The organism is Synechococcus elongatus PCC 11801, assembly GCF_003846445.2.
GTDB classification, from domain to species: domain Bacteria; phylum Cyanobacteriota; class Cyanobacteriia; order Synechococcales; family Synechococcaceae; genus Synechococcus; species Synechococcus elongatus_A.
Genome location: NZ_CP030139.2, coordinates 2,249,154 through 2,267,325, shown reverse-complemented (window position 1 = coordinate 2,267,325; position 18,172 = coordinate 2,249,154). Strand labels below are relative to the sequence as shown.

The 18,172-nt window shown below is 55.7% G+C and carries 21 protein-coding genes; 10 read left to right on the top strand and 11 right to left on the bottom strand.

Annotated features, from left to right (window positions below; all coding sequences use genetic code 11):
* Positions 1-34 precede the first annotated feature (34 nt).
* The 6 genes from DOP62_RS11325 to fghA all read left to right on the top strand — a co-directional run bounded on the left by DOP62_RS11325 (position 35) and on the right by fghA (position 4,590).
* Positions 35-760, top strand: coding sequence for a DUF4079 domain-containing protein (locus tag DOP62_RS11325; RefSeq protein WP_208674881.1), 726 nt, complete (start codon positions 35-37; stop codon positions 758-760).
* A gap of 116 nt (positions 761-876) precedes the next feature.
* A complete protein-coding gene (locus DOP62_RS11320; RefSeq protein ID WP_208674879.1) occupies positions 877-1,218 on the top strand; it encodes a YbaB/EbfC family nucleoid-associated protein in 342 nt (113 codons plus the stop codon).
* Between the two features lie 90 nt (positions 1,219-1,308).
* A complete protein-coding gene (locus tag DOP62_RS11315) occupies positions 1,309-1,800 on the top strand; it encodes a low molecular weight protein-tyrosine-phosphatase (RefSeq protein ID WP_208674877.1) in 492 nt (163 codons plus the stop codon).
* Entirely contained in the window at positions 1,800-2,387 is a 588-nt protein-coding gene (locus tag DOP62_RS11310; RefSeq protein WP_208674875.1) for a DUF924 family protein, read from the top strand. The genes DOP62_RS11315 and DOP62_RS11310 overlap by 1 nt, the downstream gene beginning before the upstream one ends.
* Positions 2,388-2,644: 257 nt before the next feature.
* Entirely contained in the window at positions 2,645-3,754 is a 1,110-nt protein-coding gene (locus DOP62_RS11305; RefSeq protein ID WP_208674873.1) for an S-(hydroxymethyl)glutathione dehydrogenase/class III alcohol dehydrogenase, read from the top strand.
* A 5-nt stretch (positions 3,755-3,759) separates the two neighbouring features.
* Positions 3,760-4,590 carry an S-formylglutathione hydrolase gene (fghA, locus tag DOP62_RS11300; RefSeq protein WP_208674871.1) on the top strand — a complete coding sequence of 277 codons (831 nt, stop codon included), beginning with the start codon at positions 3,760-3,762 and terminating at the stop codon, positions 4,588-4,590.
* A gap of 27 nt (positions 4,591-4,617) precedes the next feature.
* Here the strand turns inward: fghA and DOP62_RS11295 are convergent, their stop codons facing one another.
* Genes DOP62_RS11295 through DOP62_RS11285 form a run of 3 tightly spaced genes read right to left on the bottom strand, consistent with a single transcriptional unit; the run spans position 4,618 to position 6,934 of the window.
* Entirely contained in the window at positions 4,618-5,232 is a 615-nt protein-coding gene (locus DOP62_RS11295) for a succinate dehydrogenase cytochrome b subunit (protein ID WP_261789923.1), read from the bottom strand.
* Positions 5,233-5,290: 58 nt separating this feature from the next.
* The gene (gene purB / locus DOP62_RS11290; protein ID WP_208674867.1) at positions 5,291-6,586 is read right to left on the bottom strand and encodes an adenylosuccinate lyase; all 1,296 of its coding nucleotides are present in this window, start codon (positions 6,584-6,586) and stop codon (positions 5,291-5,293) included.
* Positions 6,587-6,643: 57 nt separating this feature from the next.
* Positions 6,644-6,934: a hypothetical protein gene (locus DOP62_RS11285; protein ID WP_261789922.1), complete on the bottom strand. Its 291-nt coding sequence runs from the start codon at positions 6,932-6,934 to the stop codon at positions 6,644-6,646.
* A 186-nt stretch (positions 6,935-7,120) separates the two neighbouring features.
* On the opposite strand from DOP62_RS11285, the gene DOP62_RS11280 reads away from it, so the two are divergent.
* The 4 genes from DOP62_RS11280 (at position 7,121) to galE (ending at position 10,108) form a co-directional block, all read left to right on the top strand.
* The gene (locus DOP62_RS11280) at positions 7,121-7,576 is read left to right on the top strand and encodes a hypothetical protein (RefSeq protein WP_208674865.1); all 456 of its coding nucleotides are present in this window, start codon (positions 7,121-7,123) and stop codon (positions 7,574-7,576) included.
* 162 nt (positions 7,577-7,738) lie between these two features.
* Positions 7,739-8,194, top strand: a complete 456-nt coding sequence (locus DOP62_RS11275) for a hypothetical protein (protein ID WP_338441442.1) — start codon at positions 7,739-7,741, stop codon at positions 8,192-8,194.
* 63 nt (positions 8,195-8,257) lie between these two features.
* Positions 8,258-9,076: a TlyA family RNA methyltransferase gene (locus DOP62_RS11270; protein WP_208674863.1), complete on the top strand. Its 819-nt coding sequence runs from the start codon at positions 8,258-8,260 to the stop codon at positions 9,074-9,076.
* Between the two features lie 30 nt (positions 9,077-9,106).
* Positions 9,107-10,108: a UDP-glucose 4-epimerase GalE gene (galE, locus tag DOP62_RS11265; protein WP_208674861.1), complete on the top strand. Its 1,002-nt coding sequence runs from the start codon at positions 9,107-9,109 to the stop codon at positions 10,106-10,108.
* A gap of 141 nt (positions 10,109-10,249) precedes the next feature.
* Here the strand turns inward: galE and DOP62_RS11260 are convergent, their stop codons facing one another.
* The 8 genes from DOP62_RS11260 to DOP62_RS11225 form a co-directional block, all read right to left on the bottom strand.
* Positions 10,250-10,588: a P-II family nitrogen regulator gene (locus DOP62_RS11260; RefSeq protein ID WP_208674859.1), complete on the bottom strand. Its 339-nt coding sequence runs from the start codon at positions 10,586-10,588 to the stop codon at positions 10,250-10,252.
* A gap of 194 nt (positions 10,589-10,782) precedes the next feature.
* A complete protein-coding gene (locus DOP62_RS11255) occupies positions 10,783-12,153 on the bottom strand; it encodes a cytochrome c biogenesis protein (protein WP_208674857.1) in 1,371 nt (456 codons plus the stop codon).
* Positions 12,150-12,908 carry a cytochrome c biogenesis protein CcdA gene (locus DOP62_RS11250; RefSeq protein WP_208674856.1) on the bottom strand — a complete coding sequence of 253 codons (759 nt, stop codon included), beginning with the start codon at positions 12,906-12,908 and terminating at the stop codon, positions 12,150-12,152. Before DOP62_RS11250 ends, DOP62_RS11255 begins: the two co-directional genes overlap by 4 nt.
* A 19-nt stretch (positions 12,909-12,927) precedes the next feature.
* A complete protein-coding gene (locus DOP62_RS11245) occupies positions 12,928-14,112 on the bottom strand; it encodes an FtsW/RodA/SpoVE family cell cycle protein (protein WP_208676804.1) in 1,185 nt (394 codons plus the stop codon).
* An 85-nt stretch (positions 14,113-14,197) separates the two neighbouring features.
* Positions 14,198-14,401, bottom strand: a complete 204-nt coding sequence (locus tag DOP62_RS11240; RefSeq protein ID WP_011243500.1) for a phycobilisome linker polypeptide — start codon at positions 14,399-14,401, stop codon at positions 14,198-14,200.
* 91 nt (positions 14,402-14,492) lie between these two features.
* Positions 14,493-14,978: an allophycocyanin subunit beta gene (gene apcB, locus DOP62_RS11235; RefSeq protein WP_011243499.1), complete on the bottom strand. Its 486-nt coding sequence runs from the start codon at positions 14,976-14,978 to the stop codon at positions 14,493-14,495.
* A gap of 56 nt (positions 14,979-15,034) precedes the next feature.
* Positions 15,035-15,520 carry an allophycocyanin gene (gene apcA, locus DOP62_RS11230; protein ID WP_208674855.1) on the bottom strand — a complete coding sequence of 162 codons (486 nt, stop codon included), beginning with the start codon at positions 15,518-15,520 and terminating at the stop codon, positions 15,035-15,037.
* Between the two features lie 365 nt (positions 15,521-15,885).
* Positions 15,886-18,003: a phycobilisome rod-core linker polypeptide gene (locus DOP62_RS11225; RefSeq protein ID WP_208674854.1), complete on the bottom strand. Its 2,118-nt coding sequence runs from the start codon at positions 18,001-18,003 to the stop codon at positions 15,886-15,888.
* Positions 18,004-18,172 lie beyond the last annotated feature (169 nt).

Sequence of the window (18,172 nt, the reverse complement as noted above, 5' to 3'; positions counted from 1 at the left end):
TATCCGCTCCATGGGATGCTCTGGGCATTAACTCATGAAATTTTTAGATTGGTGGGCGATACTCCACCCTGCGATCGCTGTCGTTGTGATTTATCCGATTCTGGGGGTGGTGTTGCGGCAGGCCTGGCTGACACGTCAGCGCCGACTCAGCCCATCGGATGCGAAATCGAAAATTCCTGTCAGCGTTGGGCAAGAGCATAGTCAAGCAGGTCGCTGGCTGACAACAGGCGTCGTTATTGTCTCGCTCCTTGGCATTGGCTATCCAATTTTTTCGAAGTTTGTAGAAGTCGGTGCTGCCGAATTTACAGGTGGCACAGCGCGACTGGTGGCACTGATTCTCGCTTGGGTCGGCTCTTTGGTGGCGATCGCGACCCTCTTTTTGATCCGCCCCAAAACACCGCGCGATCTTCGTCTCCCCCGCGCTTTATTTGCCATCCTCACCGGTTTTGGGGTCGTCGCTTTAGGGCAACAACCTGAAGTCTTCAAACGGGACTATGAAGCGTTGGTTTCGCACTACTACTACGGCATCATTCTGGTGCTGTTGATGATCTTTGCTCTCGCAACCTTGCCTGAAATTCAACGCTTTCCTCGCTGGCGGATTTTGCATATCGTGCTGAATATTGCCGCTGCTGCCCTGTTTTTGGGTCAAGGAGTCACTGGCGCACGGGATCTGCTGGAAATTCCTCTGAGCTGGCAGAAACCCACGATCTATCAATGTGACTTCCAAAACCTCGTCTGCCCGGGTCAACCGCCAACTTGAGTATGGCATTGGGGCATGTCACCGCAGGGTCAGACTGAGCAGCGTGGCGGGGATCAAGGGCGGTGGTAAAGTTGGGTCTTGGCAGCCCAACACAATTTCGGAGATCAACACGCACTATGGCGGGAAAAGGGTTCGGCTTCAGCCTCGGAAAAATGAAAGAGCTTGCTGATGCCTTCAAAAAAGCGCAGCAAGTGCAAGAAGGGGCCAAACAAGTTCAAGAAGACCTCAACAACATGGAAATCGAAGGCCAAGCCCAAGGTGGATTGGTCAAGGTTTGGGTCAGCGGCAACCAAGAACCGCTGCGGGCTGAAATTGCTCCTGAGGCTCTGAATGAAGGCGCGGAAGTGCTTTCTGAGCTGGTGGCAACGGCGATGAAAGACGCCTACCAAAAATCCACTGCCGCCATGAAAGAAAAGATGGAAGAGTTGACGGCTGGTTTGGGCATCCCCGGCCTCTAGTCCCTGACTGGAGTGAAGGATGGCGGGGCGATCGCAAGGTCTCCCCGCTTTTGCTGTTTAGGTTGGTCGCGATCGCAGAGAGAGTTTGCAATGACTGTCAAAGTGCTGTTCGTTTGCTTGGGCAACATCTGCCGATCGCCGTCGGCAGAAAACATCATGAATCACTTGCTGACCGAAGCAGGACTCGATCGCGTCGTGCGCTGCGACTCTGCTGGCACTGCCAGTTATCACGTCGGCAATCCGCCCGATCGCCGTATGACGGCTGCTGCTCGGGAGCAAGGCATCGCGATGCAGGGCAAAGCCCGCCAGTTTCATCGCACGGATTTTGAGCAGTTTGACCTGATTTTGGCGATGGATGACGAGAACTACGAAGATATTTTGGCCCTCGATCGCGCGGGTGAGTATCGCCACAAAGTGCGGCGCATGTGCGAGTTCTGCCGCGAATTTAGCGATCGTGAGGTTCCTGATCCCTACTACGGTGGACCTGAAGGATTTCGTTATGTAATTAATCTGCTGCTCGATGCCTGCAGCGGACTGCTCGACCACTTACAACAGGAGGGACTGATTCAAGCCCGCCGCTGATGATCACTGCTGACGCTGCACAAGCACTCCTCGATTTTTGGTTCGGCCAGCCCACCGATTCAGACTATGGGCAACCACGATCGCCGTGGTTCCAGAAGTCCGAGGCCTTTGATGCCGAGATGCGCGATCGCTTCTTGGGGCTATACGAGCAAGTCCTCGCAGAGGGAATTGATTTAGAGGCGATCGCCACACCGCAACAGGCACTGGCATTGCTGCTCTTATTTGATCAAGTGCCACGCAACTGTTTCCGCGATCGCCCTGAAGCCTTTGCCACTGATGAATTAGCACTAGCGATCGCCAACCACTGTCTAGCCAAAGGCTGGGATCAGCAACTGATACCAGTACAGCGTTGGTTTGTCTACTTGCCGCTAGAACACAGCGAAAATCTCGCTGATCAAGATCGGGCAGTTGCTTTGTTTGAAGCACTGGGCGATGACCCAATCCATACAGGTGCGATCGACTATGCCCATCAACACCGCGAGATTATTGTGCGGTTCGGCCGTTTTCCGCATCGCAACGCAATCCTAGACCGCCCTTCTACTCCAGAAGAGCTGGCTTTTCTGCAACAGCCGGGTTCACGCTTTTAATTGCGATCGCGTGAGGATAGACCACTCACCCTCCCGTCATCCCAAATAGCCGATCCGGACTCTGCGACTCTGCCTAGAACTACTTCTGAATCCTGACCCTTGTGGCGATCGGACAGCAGTAACTCAACGACGGCCACGCATCTCGACAACAGTGCGCAGACGCGATCGCTTTGCTACAGGAGTACGGCGACCTGCTGTGATGTTCCCGCCAGCACTTCGGGCGATAGTAGTAGTGGTCTCTGCTGAGAACTGAACGGATGAAATCACGCGCTGCGATTGCTTGGGCTGCGGGTCAACCGCTGACGATTGAAGAGGTTGATGTCCAGGCACCGCAAGCTGGCGAAGTCATGGTCAAGTTAGTGGCAACAGGCGTTTGCCACACCGATGCCTTTACGCTGAGCGGCGCGGATCCTGAAGGAATTTTTCCCTGCATCCTCGGTCATGAAGGCGCAGGAGTGGTCGTTGAAGTCGGTGAGGGCGTCACTTCCGTCGCCGTGGGTGATCACGTCATTCCGCTCTACACGCCGGAATGTGGCGAGTGCAAATTCTGCAAATCGGGCAAAACCAATCTTTGCCAAGCAATTCGTGCAACCCAAGGCAAAGGCTTAATGCCAGACGGCAGCAGCCGGTTTAGCCTCAATGGCCAGCCGATTTATCACTTCATGGGCACGTCGACTTTCTCGGAGTACACGGTGCTGCCCGAGATCGCGATCGCAAAAATCAATCCGGCAGCCCCCCTCGACAAAGTCTGCTTACTGGGCTGCGGCATCACCACTGGCCTCGGCGCGGTTCTGAACACCGCTAAAGTCGAGCCAGGATCGACCGTCGCTGTCTTTGGGCTGGGTGGTGTCGGCCTCAGCGTCATCCAGGGGGCAGTGCTGGCCAAAGCAAGTCGGATTCTGGCGATCGATATCAACCCTGACAAAGCGGAGTTTGCCAAGCAGTTGGGTGCGACTGACTTCATTAATCCCAAAGACTACGATCGACCGATTCAAGAGGTGATTGTTGAGCTGACGGATGGCGGCGTCGACTACAGCTTCGAGGCGATCGGCAACGTCAACACGATGCGCGCTGCGTTGGAAAGCTGCCACAAAGGCTGGGGCGAATCAACGATCATCGGGGTGGCCGGTGCAGGTCAAGAAATTTCGACGCGTCCCTTCCAACTGGTGACTGGACGGGTGTGGCGCGGCAGTGCCTTCGGCGGCGTCAAAGGTCGCAGCCAACTACCGGGTTATGTCGATCAGTACCTCAACGGTCAAATCAAGGTCGATGAGTTCGTCACCGAAACGCGCCCCCTCGAGGAAATCAACGAAGCCTTCGAGGATATGCACGCTGGCAAAGTGATCCGCACCGTCATCACCTTTTAGACGCCATGGAACTGCTTTCTTCGCACCGTAGCTTTGGCGGCTGGCAGCAGCGCTACCGTGTTCAATCAACGGCGCTCAACAGTGAGACGACATTCTCGGTCTACCTGCCACCGCAGGCTGAGCAGGGTTCAGTGCCGGTACTCTACTGGCTTTCGGGCTTGACCTGCACGGATGAAAACTTCGTTACCAAAGCAGGATCACAGCGCGGTGCGGCGGAACTAGGATTAGCGATCGTGGCACCGGATACCAGTCCACGGGGATCGGATGTGGCTGATGATGCAGGCTGGGATCTTGGTCAAGGCGCGGGCTTTTATGTCGATGCGACCCAAGATCCTTGGCGATCGCACTACCAAATGGCGACCTACGTTCGTGATGAGTTGCCCGCTTTGATCGCTGCTGAGTTTCCCGCGATTAATGGCGATCGCGCAGGTATTTTTGGTCATTCAATGGGCGGTCACGGTGCGTTAACTCTGGCGCTGAACAATCCCGATCGCTATCGATCGGTGTCAGCGTTTGCGCCGATCGCTGTACCCAGCCAATGTCCTTGGGGTGAAAAAGCCCTGACGACCTATTTGGGGAGCGATCGCAGAACATGGCTGACCTACGATGCCTGCGAATGCCTGAAAACCAGTGCTTGGGATCGACCCATCCTCGTCGACCAGGGCGAAGCTGATGAGTTTCTGGCAGGTCAACTATTGCCGCAGAACCTAGAGCAAGCTGCTCAAGCAGCAGGTAAAGCACTCACCCTGCGCTACCAACCGGGCTATAACCACAGCTACTTTTTCATCGCCAGCTTCATCGACGATCACCTCCACTTCCACGCAGAGCAGTTGTAGGGCTAGCGCGATTGGATGGAAGGCCGCTCACGGTAGTCCAATCGCCAAAACACTGAGACTGCTAAAGCCGAGTCCCAGCCCGATCGCGATCGCAATGGCCAAGCGTTGCCCCACCCCTGCCCACTTCGGGTAGAACAACCCCAAGCTCCGGACTAAGCTGCGGAGACCATGACTGAGGTGCAGTGCCAAAAAAGTTGCGCCCAAACCGTAAGCAATCGCGAGCATCGGCTTGTGCAACGTCTGGATGACAAGTGCAGCAGTATCGCCTGGATCATGGGGTGTCCAGCGAAAGTGGCGGAGATGAAGCATCAGAAAGAGCGCCAACCCTGACCCACTAAAAACCGTAGAGGTGGCAGCCCACTGCAGCCAGCTAGTTTGCTTACTCTGCCATTGCGCATAGGCTTGAGTGCCGCGCGCTTGCCGATTGCGCCAAGCCAGCATCAGCACGGTCAAAAAATGAACGGCGATCGCCCCCAGCACAATGACTTCAGCTACAGGGAGCCAGAGCTGGTTGTGGAGTGCGATCGCCGCGCGATCGAGGGCATCGGCTCCCCGCCACAGCAAGAGGTTGGTGGCTAAGTGAAAGCCCACAAACAAAATCAGCACAAGACCACTCAGTGCTGCTGCCAACTTTAAAACCATGTTGGAGAACATCTGGAGGTGGCCCTGTGCCTTGCTGAAGTTGGAGTGTTAATCAGCGCTAAATATTGAGGCGCTGATAGACATCATCCAAGTGGCGGAGATGATGTTGAGCTGCGAAGCAGTCTTCAATCTCGGCAGCGCTGAGGTGAGCCTGAACGGTCGGATCTGCTTCAATCAGGGCGCGGAAATCGCCACCTTCCCGATTCCAAGCGCTGTGGGCGTTGCTTTGGACAATCCGATAGGCTTCTTCGCGGCTCAGCCCTTTATCTACCAAAGCCAACAACACGCGCTGGCTGAAGACCACCCCGCCATAGCGATTGAGGTTGCGGGTCATGTTTTCGGGATAGACCTGCAGGGTTTTCACCAGCTCGGTCATTTCCACCAGCATGAAATGGAGGGTAGCCGAGCAGTCAGGCAGCATCATCCGCTCCACAGAACTGTGGGAGATATCCCGCTCGTGCCAGAGTGCCACGTTTTCCAGCGCGGCCACGGCATAGCCGCGAACCACCCGCGCCAAACCGCTGACCCGCTCTGAACGAATCGGGTTGCGCTTGTGGGGCATTGCCGAGGAGCCTTTCTGACCCTTGGCGAAAAATTCTTCAACCTCCAGTACGTCCGATCGCTGTAGGTTGCGGATCTCGACGGAGAAGCGCTCAAGAGACGCTGCAACTAGGGCAAGGACTTGGACATATTCCGCATGGCGATCGCGGCTGATCACCTGAGTCGAGGCTGTATCCGGTTCCAGACCCAGCTTTTGGCAGGTCAGGGCTTCGACGCGCGGCTCGATGTTGGCATAGGTGCCGACAGCACCCGAAATTTTGCCCACTGCCACGGACTGGCGGGCTTGCACCAAGCGATCGCGGTTACGCAGCATTTCTGCCAGCCAACCCGCCAGCTTGAAGCCGAAGGTGATCGGCTCAGCGTGAATGCCGTGGGAGCGGCCAATCATCACGGTTTCGCGATGCTGCTGGGCTTGCCAGCGAATTGCTTGAATTAAATTCTCGGTTTCTGCCAAGAGCAGATCGACACTGGCCACCATTTGCAGGGCTAGGCCTGTATCCAGCACATCCGAGCTGGTCATGCCGAGGTGGATGTAGCGACCTGCATCACCAACGTATTCATTAACGTTGGTCAGGAAAGCAATAACGTCGTGACGGACTTCCTTCTCGATCTCGAGCACTCGGGCCGGATCGAAGTTGGCCTTCGCCTTGATCGTTTCAACTGCATCGGCTGGAATGTAGCCAAGCTCTGCTTGGGCTTCACAGACGGCAATCTCAACCTGCAGCCAGGTTTTGAGCTTGTAGGTGTCAGTCCAAAGGCTGCCCATGGCAGGCAGCGTATAACGCTCGATCAAGGCTGGTGTCGACGGATACAGCTTTCCTATCTTACGGCTTTGCCCGATCGCCTTGCGCTAATCCAAACCGATGATCTGCGATCGCTGAATCCCGAGATTAATGGTTCTGCCCCAGGCTTGCTGTCGCACCCAGCAGCGATCGCCATGGCAGTATTCCAAGACAAAGTCGGGCATGTCTTCAGGCTGATCTTTGAGGCGAACCAGTTGGCGCCCAAAGATTTCGTAGCAGTTACCGAACGCTTGCTCCATGGGATCCTCCTCACTGAAGCTAGGACCGGGACAGCGCCAGAGCTGGTTTTTATTCTCTGGCCACAAGAAACTTGCTTCGTATTTTGCCAGCGAGAGCATGGATGGCTACTCTCCCGCAGAATTTCCTAAGCTTGTCCCTTGCATTTCGTAATCCTCTCACTGTTGAACGTTGCTGGGCGAGAGCGATCGCGGTAGAGATTTCCGGACCCAAATGCTCCCTGCTCCCAATCGGTCCATTAGCGACTTTAAATTAAGTGCACAGCAACCCCTTTGAGAAGTGGCCTGATGTCAACTGCCTTGGTTTTGGCTCTCTTACTCCCCACCTTGTCTAGTTCGCCCGCCATGCTGCTTACCCGAGCTAATTGCACACCACTCCCAGTCGTGGGCGGCAGCGGTACATCAGTCACTAAAACAGTCACACCTGGCGGAGTAGGTCCTTTCTTTCGGGACAACTGGGATACAGACTTTGCCGTGCCCACGGATGCCAACTTCCGCCGCTACGTTGCAACGATTCGATCCCTCAGTGGCAATACGACCTATCAAGCCAGCCTCAATCTCAAGTACAGCAACGGCACGTTTGATCAGACCTTCAATGGCAGCTTCTATCTCCCGAGAAATGGTTCTAAGGAATTAGTTGGGCTGCCCAGACGCGATAGCCAGCCGTTTCAAATCAACGTCAATCTCGGAGGGCTGAGGGCCGTCGGCTCCACCTATAGCTTGACCGTCGCAGGCTGTTTCTGAGTTCCCGGCACTGAGGGAAAGCAGCGCTACCAACTTCGTTAGACACTTTCCCTCAGCCTGGCGATCGCGGTAGCGGTTTTCAGACTGATCCACGGCCTTACCCACTAGGTGGACTAGCCTTCTAAATTAGGGGTCAAGGCTCCCTGTGTGAGGAATAGCTCCATGTCGACCGCCCTGCTTCTGGCTTTGTTATTCCCCAGTACGCTCCCTAGTTCGCCTGCACTATTAGCTCAAGCCAACTGCACACCCCTCCAGGTCGTGGGTGGCAGCGGCACATCGGTGACGAAAACAGTAACGCCGGGAGGCGCAGGTCCTTTCTTTCGGGATAACTGGAATACAGACTTTGCCGTTCCAGCCGATGCAACTTTTCGACGTTACGTTGCAAGAGTGCAGTCCACCAGCGGCAACACCACCTATCAGGCAGGCCTCAATCTCAAGTACAGCAACGGTACCGTTGACCAAAGTTTTAGCGGCAGCCTGTATTTACCCAGCAATCTTTCCAAGGAGCTGACCGGTCTTCCCCGACGCGACAGCCAGCCCTTTCAAGTCAACGTCAATTTGGGTGGCATCGATGCCGTGGGCTCCAGCTACATCCTCACAGTATTGGGCTGTTACTAAATCAGTTCTTTGGTTGGAGGGAGACAGCTCCGATAATTGGGGCATGTACTCCCTCCGAAATTTGTGGCCAAGCACCGTTTAGATGCCCTACTCGTCGATCGCGGCCTCTGTCCTTCACGCCAGCAGGCCCAGCGGCTGATTCGGGCTGGCGAAGTGCGCGTTGCCCAAACTGTTGTCGATAAGCCCGGTAGCTTGGTTGCTGAAGATGCCGTGATTGAAGTTGCGGCAAAGCCACCTTTCGTCTCTCGGGGGGGAGAGAAGCTAGCAAAGGCTCTAGCCACGTTCCCGATCGCTCTCAGCGATCGCATCTGCCTGGACGCAGGTATTTCCACCGGTGGCTTCACTGATTGCCTGCTGCAAGCTGGTGCCAGCAAGGTCTACGGCGTCGATGTTGGTTATGGGCAAGTGGATTGGAAAATTCGCACCGATCCGCGAGTTGTGCTGAGGGAACGCACCAATATTCGCAATCTCCAGCCAACAGACTTATACGCTGCTGAAGATACCTGGCCGGATCTTGCGGTAGCTGACCTCTCATTCATTTCTTTGACCAAGGTTCTGCCCACAATCGCGCAGCTATTGCGATCGCCCCGCGAACTAATCCTGCTGGTGAAGCCTCAGTTTGAAGTCGGGCGCGAGAAAGTCGGCAAGGGTGGTGTGGTGCGCGATCGCAAAGACCATGTGACGGCGATCGCTCAAGTCTTGGAGTCGGCTCAGGAGTTGGGCTGGCAAGGTCAGGGACTGACGTGGTCACCGCTATTGGGACCAGCGGGCAATATCGAATATTTGCTCTGGCTGAGTGAAACTGAAACCAGCTGGGTGGGCGATCATTCCGCGATTGATACCCTCACGACTGAGGCGATCGCCGCACTGCGTGCCGGATAATCCTCGACAGTAGGCAATTTAGGGCAAGCTGTGGCAGCAACTGGGGCAACCATTCTGGTAACGGGCGGTGCAGGCTACATCGGCTCCCACACAGTGCGGGCACTACAAGCTCAGGGCTACCAGCCGATCGTGCTCGACAACCTCAGCAATGGGCATCGGGCGATCGCTGCAGATGTGCTGCAAGTGCCCCTGATCGTGGGGGATACGCGCGATTGCGCTTTACTTGATCGCCTCTTTGCTGAGCATCCGATTGAGGCAGTCATCCACTTTGCCGCCTCGATCGAAGTGGGGGAATCAGTACGCGATCCCGGTAATTTCTATGCCAACAATGTCAGCGGCAGCCTGACCCTGCTGCAAGCGATGGTGGCGGCAGGCTGTCAGCAGCTTGTCTTTTCCTCAACCTGCGCCACCTACGGACTCCCGCAAGTGATTCCGATTCCCGAAGATCATCCCCAAGCGCCAATCAACCCCTACGGTCGCAGCAAGTGGATGGTGGAGCAGTTTCTGCAGGATTTTCAGGCTGCCTATGGGCTGCGATCAGTGATCTTTCGCTACTTCAATGCCGCCGGTGCTGACCCACAGGGGGACTTAGGTGAGGCTCATGATCCTGAGACCCATTTGATTCCTTTAGTTCTTCAAGCGGCCGCAGGCCAACGCCCCAGTATTCAGGTCTACGGCACGGATTACCCAACGCCGGACGGCACCTGCATTCGTGACTACATCCACGTCTGCGACTTGGCGGATGCCCATGTGCGTGGCCTGACTTACTTGGCAGACGGTGGCGCAACGACTGCTTTCAACTTGGGCAATGGCAATGGCTTCTCAGTCAAGGAAGTGATTGCCACCGCTGAGCGGGTTACCCAGCGATTGATTCCGGTGCAATTTGGCGATCGCCGCCCCGGTGATGCGATCGCTCTTGTCGGTAGCGGAGAGAAAGCTCGCCAGATCCTTAGCTGGGAGCCACAATTCCCGAGTCTAGAAACGATGATTCAACATGCTTGGCAGTGGCAACAGCGTAGCGATCGCCCCTAACAAGAAGCCCGGAATAACAAAAGAGCCCAGTTGTCGCGTGTCAGCTTGGCTGACCTCAAAGCAACTGAACTCTTTTGTCTAGGTCTTGCGATCGCGGGTCGAGGGTGACTCTCGCGACAAACCTGTTGTCGTAAACGCTGATTAGATTGCGTCGGCGTTTTTCTCGCCAGTCCGAATCCGGATGGTTTGGTCGACAGGCGAGACAAAAATCTTGCCGTCACCAATCTCACCCGTGCGGGCCGATGCAACGATTTTGTCGATTACGGTATCGACTTGGGCATCTTCCACCACGATCTCTAGCTTCAGCTTCTGCAAAAACTCAACCGTGTATTCCGAACCCCGATAGCGCTCCGTTTGGCCTTTTTGGCGACCAAAACCGCGCACTTCTGAAACCGTCATCCCGACAATGCCAGCATTGACGAGCGCAATCTTGACTTCGTCCAGTTTGAACGGACGAATAATCGCCTCAATCTTCTTCAAGGGAACTCTCCTTAAGCCAGGGCAATTGAGAGGGGCAAACGGCCCCGGTCAGCGACTCTTTGGTAACACCGCTGACTAGACCACAGTTGTAGTTACTGCTACAGCGGCCGAAAATTCGCTGTCTACATTTTAATTCAGCCGCGATCGCAGAATTGGGTCAAAGCCAGTCCAGACCAGCAACCTGTTACGAAACGTCAGGCGATCGCGGATTCTGTCGAGTGCTGACTTTGAGCATCCAGCTGAGCAAGTACTTCCAGCATCTCTTGTTCAAAGGCAACCAGAGCGCGATTGCTGCGACCACCGATATATAGTTGACCGTCCTGTTGTAAGGCCCAGACTTGGGCGTGGGAGATGTAGCTACAAACCACGCCCACCATCACGAACAGGAAGCCAGCGTAGACCCAAGGGATACCCGGATCGGACTTGATTTGCAGACCCGTACTACCAACCAGATCCACCAAGCTGAGCCGGACACCATCTACCTCCACTGCCATGCCTTTCCGCAGGGTTGCCAGGGGTTCGCCGTCATTGCCGTAGACTACAGCCGTTCCTTGGAGATCCTTGGCAATGAGTGAAACGCCACTGCTAAGGTCTGGCTTGGTCGGAACAAAGGTGCCCCAAATCCGCCCTGTTGCCGGAAGACGAGCCATGGGGAGTTGGAGGACGGGACTGTTATTGAGTCGTACTTGGGCAGCGGCGATCGCCCAGTCAGCCTGATAGAAGGTCAGTCCCCCGTAGCGCAGCGGTTGGTTAACGTGGATTGTCTGTCGGTCTTGCTCTTGCCCGTCCCGATCAACCACCGAGAGATCGGAGTAAAACTGATCGATACGGCCGTCAGGCGCATAGTCAATCCAAAAGCGGTTGACCTTCACAGACCAGTCTTGAGGAATGCGACTACTGCTCCACGGCCCCGCATCAATCACATTCCGTACTTGAAACGTCTCACCGCTGGGAACCATCTCTTGGGCAAAGAAGCCCCCAAGTGAGCCCCAAATTGCACCACCCAAGACCACGAGCATTCCTGCATGCACCAAAATCGGTCCAACTCGACCGGCTAACCCCCGCCGTGCGTAGAGGGCGTCGTCGGCTCGGAAGAGACGATAGCGGCGCTGACGCAACAGTGGTTCCAAGGTTTCAAGTTTGCCCTGAGGCAGACTGGCACTGAGGGCTAATTTGCTGAATTGCCGAGGTTCTTGATAAAACTGCCAGCGCTGAGCCGCCTGCAGGGCAGGCCATTGCCGGCGAAAGGTGCAGGCAGTCAGGCTGGCACCAAACAAAATCAGCAGACCCAAGAACCAACCCGCCCGGTAGACATGGTCTAAGCCAAGCGTCAGGATCCAGCGCCACGAGAGGAAGCCAAACAAGGCCGGATCAGTAGGGTAGTTTTCCTGATAAAAAGCAAGACTCTGTCCTTGCTCGATCACGGTACCACTGGCACTAGCGATCGCAATTCCCAACAACAGCACGATCGCCAGTCGCAGGTCAGCCAGCCAAGTCCAAAAAATTTGCTGCCCCCTCCGCAGGCGATCGGAAAGTGACGGCGAGACAAGAGAATCAGAGGTCATGCGTGGATGGGCAGACGAAGGAGCAGAGTGATCAGACCAAAACCAACCAAAACAATGCCGCTGGTCGGCGTCAGCCAAGCTGACCACTGACGCAGCGCCAAGAGTTGGCGAAGCGAGGCCGCGAGTAGTCCCGCGAGGAGAAGGGGCAACACAGATCCAAGGGCATAGATTCCTAGCAGGGCAGCCCCAAGCCGTACTTGTCCACTGGCCGCAACCCAAGCCAGCAGCGTCGCTAAGACAGGCGTACTACAGGGCGAAGCCACCAGGCCAAAAGTCAGACCCAAGAGATAGGCGCGCAGGTCAACCGGCCATTCTTCTTGGAGCCAGCTGGTGGTGTTGAGTCCGGGCAGTCGCAGTGGCAGGAGTCCTAACAGGTTGAGTCCCATGACGATCGCAATCAGGCCCGAAGCCAAGGTCAGCCCCCAGCCAATCTGACCATAGATGCGACCCAGCACCGCAGCGCTCAAACCCAATGCCATCAACGTGGTCGCTAAGCCCAGACAAAAGAGTCCTGATTGACGCAAGCTTTGAGCGCGATCGCCTTCGCTATAGCCACCGAGATAGGCGAAGGTGACGGGCAGCATCGAAAGCGTGCAGGGGGTCAAGCTGGTGGCTAGCCCTGCAACCCAGACAATTACAAAGGTCAGGACTCCCGGATGCTGGAGCTGACCATTGACAAGGGTGTCAGCCCAGAGGCTGAGCTGGAACAGCAGTGTCTCCAGCGCTTCGAACCATCTGGCAAAAGTGTCGAACATGCCTCGATTTTATCGAGGTCTAGGCCGGCGATCGCCGCCGCACCGTTTTGAGGGAGGCGATGGGCACAGGATTCTCAGGAGCCTCATCGTCCATTTCCAGCGCCACACGAATTAAAAGGCCGGCAATAAACAGACTGGACAGCAGCGCATTACCGCCGTAGCTAACAAACGGCAGCGGTAGTCCCGTCGTCGGCAGCGCACCGGAGGCCACCCCAATATTGAGCAGCGATTGCAGCACCAGCAAAGTTGTGCAACCCGTCGCCACCAGCTGGTTCAAGGTTCGCCGCGATCGCAGCGCAACCCAAAAACCCACGCTGCCAAAGCAGCAGAGAAAGAGCAGAAAGAGCAGACTGCCCACCAGTCCAAACTCTTCGGCATAGACCGAAAAGATGAAGTCGGTGTTCTGAATGGGGAGATAGGAGAGCTTTTGCACCGAGAGACCATAGCCTGTTCCCCAGGTACCTCCTGAGCCGATCGCCAGCAAACTCTGAACCAACTGATAGCTCTTATCGAGGGGATCGTGCCACGGATCAAGGAAAGCTAGAATCCGCTCCTGCTGATAAGGATTACGCAAAATACTGAGCCCCGCGACCAGTCCTCCTGCCATCACCGTTAGTAGGAGCTGAGACAGCGGTAAGCCCGCCGCGAGGGCAATGATCCACAGCAAACTGCCGCACAGGGTTGCCGTACTCAAGTTGGGCTGCTTGAGGATAATTCCAAGAATCAGCAGAAAGATCACCAGCCAGAATCCCCGCTGTGACCAACGCAGACGCGACCAGCTACCAAACACGACAGCACTCTGCAAAATCAAGAACGGCTTCATCAGCTCTGAAGGCTGAATTTGTAGCGGTCCCACAATCAACCAGCGGCTAGCCCCATTGATGGTGGTCCCTGCGACGAGTGTCAGCATCAGACCAAGCAGGCAAAGTCCTAAGCCAATGGGAGCCCACTGACCAAAGCGCTGAATCGGGGTCGCGATCGCCCATCGAAACCCCACAAGTCCCAAAATTAGCCAGACCCCCTGGCGAATCAGATAGGCAAAACCATTGCCCGATTCATTGAGGGCAAGATCATAGGAGGCCGAAAGCAAAATCAACAGGCCACAGACCAGCCAAAAAAACACCAGCCAGTGCAAAAGCCGTGCCGTGCGATTCCAAGTCGCCGTCGGGGCTAGGTTTAGCCACTGAGGTATCGCAAAGCTCATCGGGCGATCGCCATAAAAAAACTCTCGGCACACTCACTATACGAGTCAGACCGAGAGTCGGTTCGATTGCAATAATCTTTGAGACCTAGAGCAGTCCAGTATTGGTATTTGGACGGCCAGTCGCCAATTCAACTTTGATGATCTTGCCACCCAGCTTTTGGATGCGCTGCTGCTCTCTAAACCAAGCATCGTAAGGAACGAGCTTCGTGAAGAAGGTGTTTTGCAGCTCGCGCTGAGTCCGGATTTTGCTGGGGCTGGGCAAGCAAGCGGTGATTCGGAACATCCGCATTGTTGTTTCTCCCGGGTTCCCTTAATCGTTCTAGAGAAGGCTGCAGCTTTTAGGAGGCAAACAACCTTCTCTAGACTTAGCAGCTGGATGCTTAGCTCAAGCCAGAGCTGATGTAGTCGAGGTAGACACCCATTTCACGACCAGCGTCGGGGCCCACCAAGCTAGCGGTGACTTCTTTGATCGCTTGGATGGCTTGCACGGTTGCACCGATGGGCACGCCCAGGCTGTTGTAGGTCTCTTTCAGACCATTCAGCACGCGCTCATCCAAGATCGAGGTGTCACCAGCCAACATGGCGTAGGTGGCGTAGCGGAGGTAGTACTCCAAGTCGCGGATGCAAGCAGCATAGCGACGGGTGGTGTACATGTTGCCACCGGGACGGGTGATGTCCGAGTAGAGCAGCGATTTAGCAACCGCTTCTTTGACGATCAGAGCCGAGTTAGCGCTGATGGTGGCAGCTGCGCGGACGCGCAGTTCGCCACTTTGGAAGTAGCTCTTGAGGCGATCGAGAGCGGAGCTATCCAGGTATTTACCTTGGACGTCCGAGGCGTTGATGACAGCGGTAATTGCGTCTTGCATCTTCCTAAAATCCTTGAAAAAGTCGCGTTCGAGTCAAAGGAACTTAAAAGACCGAATTAGCTCAGAGCGCCAATCACGTAGTCAAAGTAAGCGCCTGCTTCGTCTGCGTCTTCACCAGTCAAGAGGGCGGTTGCAGCCGACTTCAGCTCACGGACGCCTTCAGCGACGGCATCCAGGGGAGTGCCGAGCGACTTGTACATTTCGCGAACACCGACGATACCGATTTCTTCGATCGGGGTGATGTCACCGGAGACCACACCGTAGGTCACAAGACGCAGGTAGTAGTCGAGGTCGCGCAGACAGGTGGCCGTCATATCTTCGCCGTAGGCATTGCCACCGGGCGAAACGACGTCAGGACGCTTTTGGAAGAGCTGGTTGCCAGCTTGCTTGACGATCCGCTCGCGGGACTCGGCAATGGTCTGCGCAATCCGCAGACGACGATCGCCACCGACAACGAAGGTTTTGATGCGTTCCAGTTCGCCAGGGCTTAGGTAACGCGCCTCGGCGTCAGCGTTGACGATGGACTTCGAGACGATACTCATTAATGGATTCCTCCAAGCATTTTGAAACCAGACTGGCCTCCACCGACCCTGGCCCTCAATGAGGAAACCGTGAAGTCAGGCAAACCGTTCACGTTCGGACCGTCAAGGCGATCGTGAACCCGAGGCGGTCAGAATTCCTGAAGCCTGACCGGGAGGAGAGACACCTCTCGGGGGCGAGCGTAGGTAGCCGGCAACAGCGTCCGAATTACCTTTCGGAATCATTTTGCGCCATTGCTGAAACCCTACAGAAATCGACGTAACAGTTTGTAATAAAGGAATTCAGTTTTCTTTAAATGCCCAAAAAGCTGTGAGCGTCTAGGTTTTGCCTAAACGCTCACAGCTGAAATCTGAGGAGAGGCGATCGCCTAACGACGGTTTACTTCAGGACGGCGTTCAAGCGTCCCAAAAGCCGGTCGGAGGGAGGCTTTGACCTTCTCAGAAGCCTCTAGACCGCGCACAGACCGCAGTGCCAAGCCTTTGGGGGTGATATAGCGCTCGTAGGGCACGGTATCTTCCCCGAAGGCCGCAATGTACTCAGGACTATCAAGAATGGCATCTACCAGTGCGTAGAAGCCTTTCTTGGCTGAGATATCGAAGTAGGCATTGATTTCGGCACGGCCCGTCGTCGGTCGACCGAGCAAGCGGCGGTGGATATACTCCACGGCTTTGACGACGTAGAGGTTATTCCAGTAGAGCTTGCGGAATGTCTCCGATTTGGCGATTTGACGCACAAACTCGCGCACGGTAATTTCACCGTTTTCGAGCTTGATCTCCGGCACGCTCAGACGCTGACCTTCGTAGAGATCGCGCCCAAACACCTGCCGGTAAGCCGCCCGAATCACGGCTTGGGTGGTGCTTTCGGTTTGGCGCACACTGGGATTGCCGACGGACTTGCCTCGCACCGAGCTGCTGCCAGTAGCAACTTGGGTGAGCTTGAAGATCTTGGTCGGGGTAGTGCCGCTCTGCTGGAAGGCAGCGCTGCCCACCTGGTTGTTGACGCCGCCTTTGGAAACCAGCAAGCGACGGGTATCTTTGCCGAAGGGGGCTGGATTGGTGCGGTTGTTGACCGTGCGAGAGGGGAAGATGGCCCCGAACTGGATTTCCAGTGGATCGTTGCCCGCACCGTAGGGGTGTTGATCCAAGAGCGGCTGTTTGTACTCCCCAAACAGAGTGACAAACTGCGGCACTTTGACAAAGGGAGCGCTGTATTTGAAAAGCTCTTGCTGGACTCCCCAGTTGCGGCATTCCTGGGCTTCTTGCCCCAGACCACGCAGGTAGGGCACGGTCTCTTCGCCAAAGTAGTCAGCGTACTCTTGCGAATCAACCAACGTGTCGATCAGCGCGGCAAAGCCTTTGGCACTGAGCAGATCGAAGTAGCGAGTGAACTCTTCAGCAGAGCTGATGCCGCGACCCAAGAAGTGGCGGAAAGCCAGCTCGATCACGCGGCTGTTGACGAAGCGATCGTGGAATTGCTTACGGTAGAGCGGCGATTTACCTAAGCGACGAATAAATTCCTTGGTGGAGATTTCGCCGTTTTTGACCTTGGATTCCAGATCGGAAACGCTCAGACTATAGGCACGGCTAATGTCGCGTTCAAAGACTTGGCGATAGGCCGCTTTAATCGCTTCGTTTTTCTCAACGGTCGACAGGGTCGACTTGATCACGAATTTGGTGCGCCGTTCAGCCGCATTGGCATAGCTTTGGGGCAGAGCCAGACCCTGTTGGTCATCGGCAAAGCGTTGGCGCTGCTTCAGCGACGGGGTCGGTGCTTCAAACTCCCGAATCAGCACGTCGAAGTAGTCTTTGACCAGTTGCTGCGCTTCTGGGTCATTGCGGAAGTAGCCCGCACTGGTGGCACGCATGTCCTGAAGGGCAACCAGTGTCGCAGGCGTGGAGCAGGCTTTCTCAATGATTTCGCGCAGGCCACGAACGTTGACGACCAAGATGTTGGGATCGCCAGCCACGATCGCATAGGTGATGTAGCGCAGAAACCAGCTCATGTCGCGCAGAGATTTCTGCATATTACGCGGGCCATAGCGCGCCACGTTGATGGGGCGGAAGCCCGGCGGAATCCGCACGGCACCAGCACCGCCCAGTGCTGCCGTCAAGCCACTGAAGAAGCCGCCGCCACCACTGCTTTCAACAAAAGTGACGGTTCCCAGTTTTGCTTCTCTGACGCGCTGTTCCTCAGCACTCCGTAGGTCGCGGGGATCAACCTTAGGGCGTTCGATGTAAGCGAGAGGTGAACCCCCAACAAAAATACGGTTGGCAGCGCGCGAGACAATCGTGTCGGCATTGCGGGTGATTGTTTCTGCGATCGCCAGCCGCTTGAGGCCGGACTGGAAGTAGCTCGAAAGCTCGCGCAGCTCACCCTGTTGCGGGAAGCGGTCTTGTTGTTCTGCCTGAACAATCGTCGAGCCAGGAACCGTTTGGTAGAGTTGCGGGCGTGCAAGTGAGCTGCCGCCACTGGCCGTAACTGTCATTTGCCTTAAAGCTCCCTAGGTTCTTATGAAGGATGAACCCGTCGAGCGATGCGAATGGCGATGGATTGCTCCAAAAACGCCCCGACCCGACGAGATTAAACCGGGATTGAGAAGGGTTTGTTTTAGATTAGAGCGTGCCGTGGCGGCACCCCTTTTTTGTTAACAAATG

Bases quoted from the DNA above. Each gene is read 5' to 3' on its own strand.
- DOP62_RS11285 (WP_261789922.1), bottom strand. From the start codon at position 6,934: ATGCTCTCGCTGGCAAAATACGAAGCAAGTTTCTTGTGGCCAGAGAAT.
- DOP62_RS11225 (WP_208674854.1), bottom strand. From the start codon at position 18,003: ATGACAGTTACGGCCAGTGGCGGCAGCTCACTTGCACGCCCGCAACTC.
- DOP62_RS11275 (WP_338441442.1), top strand. From the start codon at position 7,739: ATGTCGACCGCCCTGCTTCTGGCTTTGTTATTCCCCAGTACGCTCCCT.
- DOP62_RS11250 (WP_208674856.1), bottom strand. From the start codon at position 12,908: ATGTTCGACACTTTTGCCAGATGGTTCGAAGCGCTGGAGACACTGCTG.
- DOP62_RS11305 (WP_208674873.1), top strand. From the start codon at position 2,645: ATGAAATCACGCGCTGCGATTGCTTGGGCTGCGGGTCAACCGCTGACG.
- DOP62_RS11280 (WP_208674865.1), top strand. From the start codon at position 7,121: ATGTCAACTGCCTTGGTTTTGGCTCTCTTACTCCCCACCTTGTCTAGT.
- apcB (WP_011243499.1), bottom strand. From the start codon at position 14,978: ATGCAAGACGCAATTACCGCTGTCATCAACGCCTCGGACGTCCAAGGT.
- DOP62_RS11240 (WP_011243500.1), bottom strand. From the start codon at position 14,401: ATGCGGATGTTCCGAATCACCGCTTGCTTGCCCAGCCCCAGCAAAATC.
- fghA (WP_208674871.1), top strand. From the start codon at position 3,760: ATGGAACTGCTTTCTTCGCACCGTAGCTTTGGCGGCTGGCAGCAGCGC.
- DOP62_RS11255 (WP_208674857.1), bottom strand. From the start codon at position 12,153: ATGACCTCTGATTCTCTTGTCTCGCCGTCACTTTCCGATCGCCTGCGG.
- apcA (WP_208674855.1), bottom strand. From the start codon at position 15,520: ATGAGTATCGTCTCGAAGTCCATCGTCAACGCTGACGCCGAGGCGCGT.
- DOP62_RS11310 (WP_208674875.1), top strand. From the start codon at position 1,800: ATGATCACTGCTGACGCTGCACAAGCACTCCTCGATTTTTGGTTCGGC.
- DOP62_RS11315 (WP_208674877.1), top strand. From the start codon at position 1,309: ATGACTGTCAAAGTGCTGTTCGTTTGCTTGGGCAACATCTGCCGATCG.
- DOP62_RS11320 (WP_208674879.1), top strand. From the start codon at position 877: ATGGCGGGAAAAGGGTTCGGCTTCAGCCTCGGAAAAATGAAAGAGCTT.
- DOP62_RS11245 (WP_208676804.1), bottom strand. From the start codon at position 14,112: ATGAGCTTTGCGATACCTCAGTGGCTAAACCTAGCCCCGACGGCGACT.
- DOP62_RS11295 (WP_261789923.1), bottom strand. From the start codon at position 5,232: ATGGTTTTAAAGTTGGCAGCAGCACTGAGTGGTCTTGTGCTGATTTTG.
- DOP62_RS11325 (WP_208674881.1), top strand. From the start codon at position 35: ATGAAATTTTTAGATTGGTGGGCGATACTCCACCCTGCGATCGCTGTC.